The sequence below is a fragment of the Phytoactinopolyspora endophytica genome, assembly GCF_004138495.1.
Taxonomy (GTDB): domain Bacteria; phylum Actinomycetota; class Actinomycetes; order Jiangellales; family Jiangellaceae; genus Phytoactinopolyspora; species Phytoactinopolyspora endophytica.
Map to the genome: position 1 here is coordinate 247,991 of NZ_ML142853.1, position 2,374 is coordinate 250,364.

Consider the following 2,374-nt stretch of genomic DNA (forward strand, 5'->3'; position numbering starts at 1 on the left):
CCGGTGAGGTCATCGCCGATCCCGCGGTCACAGCGCGGGTCCGCATACCCATGCTGCCCGGGCGTCGTTCCCTCAACCTGTCCAACTCCGCTGCTGTGGCTGCCTACGAGGCATGGCGCCAGCACGGCTTCCCCGGCGCGTAAAGGCTGCCCGACCCGCGGAGCTCCGCAACCATGCACGACTCCCCCGCCCCTAACGCCATCCGGGCCCCACCCGCCCGCAACGATGGAAGATTCTCCACACAGCACTGGAGGATTGTCCACGCCAGGACGTGCGCAACCGTCCACTGTCGACTGCACAACTCTCCACCGTTGGCGGGCGGCACGCCGACCGCAACCTAGGCGTAGCGGTCGCAATGAGTCCGTAAAGAGGGTGAGGGTTCGCACGCTTGGCTGGCATGCGAACCCTCACCTTTGTCACTCAGCGGCCGCTCGACCGCTCACGTCCTGGAACCGCTCGGTTCGCTGGACGTTCTCAGGCTGCGGCGCCGGTCCGGGCCCGGGACGCCGCGTAGGCCGCGCCACCCATCGCCAGAGCGACAAGGCCGAGCGTGGCCCAGAGGGTCACGCTTGAGCCTGCACCGGTGTCGGGCAGATCGCCGCCGTCGTCAGTGCCGGCCACGTCGCCGTCGTCCGTGCCGGCTTCTGTCCCGTCGTCAGCACCGTCCTCAGCGCCGTCGTCGGTGCCAGAGTCGGTCCCGTCGTCCGTGCCCGCATCTGTTCCGTCATCGCTGCCCGCTTCGTCAGCGCCCGAGTCCGTGCCGTCGTCCGAACCGTCCTCAGCGCCGCTGTCGGTGCCGTCCTCGGCGCCGTCGTCGGTGCCGTCCTCACTACCATCCTCGGAACCGTCGTCGCCGCCCTCGTCACCGCCGCCGTCGCCGGCGTCGACCGTAATCGGCAGCGCGACCTCGGTCCCGGTGTCCGGTACCGAGACCAGCAGCTCCATCGTCTCGCCATCCTGTGCCGCCGCCACGTCACCCAGGTCATCCGGGATCGTCACGCTCACGCTGGCGCGGCCGACCTCGTCCGTCGTGTCGACGACCTCCGGGTCGATCTCGAACTTGCCCAGCTCCTGCTCGGCCAGCGACACGACCGCCGACCCGGCGACCGGCTCACCGGCGCTGAACAGCAGCGAGGACAGTTCGAGCGACACCTCGTCGCCGGGAGCGTAGACCGCCTCCGGGTCGCTCATCCACTGCACGCCGACCGCGCGCTGCGCGTAGTCGGGCGACGCCGGCGAGTTCTCCCCCAGGTAGTCCACCATCGCCTGCAGGTCGATCTGGCCCGTATCGGCCACATCCACGCCCTCAGACAGCGTGGTGAAGTTGTCGCCGCCCGACGCGAGGAAGGAGTTCGCCACCACCCGGTAGTAGCCGTCCATCTCCAGCGGCTCACCGTCGAGCGTCACCGACGTGATGTGCTCGCCGGCCGCGGCCTCCGGGTCGTAGGTGTAGGTCAGCTCCTCGGAGACGCCGAGCTTCAGGAATGCCCGGGACGCGCCGTCGGGCTGCCACTGCTCCTCCAGGACGTCGACGACCTGCTCGCCGGTCAGCGTCATCGTCACCAGTGTGTTGGCGAACGGCTGCACCTCGGCGGCCTCCCGGTACGTCACGTTCCCGTCCGGGTCCTCCTCACCGCCGCTTGTATACGTCATGTCCGTGCGCAGCCCGCCCGGGTTCATGAACGCGATGTCGGTCTCTTCGTCGGTGATCCGTGCCGCATCCAGCTGCACGTCCGCGACGAAGTTGCCTAGCGTCGACTCGCCACCGCGATTCTCCGCGCCGTCGGACTGCTGAGCCCGGTTGAAGTCTGCCGTGATCTCGCCCAGCGACTCCGCTCCGAGCTCATCGGCCGTCTCGACCGCGTCGGCGACAATCCCCTCGACCTCTTGGTCCGCGTCGTACAGCGGAACCCAGTCACCGTCGTCGTTCTGCTCCGTGAGCGGCACGATCTCCGACTCGACGGCCCCGACCTCGCCGTCGGCGACACTGAAGCGGATCTTGTTCAGGTTGTACCCGTACTGCCCGGCGCTGACGACTGGACGCACCGTGACGTCACGGCCCTCCTCGACCCACTCCGGCACCTCGATGTTGTGGTCGTAGGCGAGGTGGGTGTGGCCGGAGACGATGGCGTCGACGTTCGTGTTCACACCGTTGACGATCTTGCCGAAGTCGTTGTCCGGGTCGATCGCCGTCTCCAGCTGCGTCGTCGGTGCGCCCTCGTGCACCAGCAGCACGACGGCGTCGGCGCCGTCCGCCTTCAGCTCGTCGGCGACCCGGTTGGTCTCCTCGACGACGTCGAGCACGTCGACCTGCTCGATGCCGGACGGGCTGACCAGCTCGGGCAGGTGCTCGGTGACCGCACCCACGAAGCCG

The 2,374-nt window shown here is 68.8% G+C and carries 2 protein-coding genes; one reads left to right on the top strand and one right to left on the bottom strand.

Translation table 11 applies throughout. The features are described 5' to 3' along the window. Positions 1 to 143 (top strand): tRNA (cytidine(34)-2'-O)-methyltransferase (locus ELR45_RS42690; RefSeq protein ID WP_420813878.1); only part of this gene is annotated, 143 nt, incomplete at its 5' end. Positions 144 to 474: 331 nt separating this feature from the next. Here the strand turns inward: ELR45_RS42690 and ELR45_RS11980 are convergent. Beyond that, positions 475 to 2,374: bifunctional metallophosphatase/5'-nucleotidase (locus ELR45_RS11980; RefSeq protein WP_205856458.1), on the bottom strand; the 1,900-nt coding region annotated here is incomplete at its 5' end.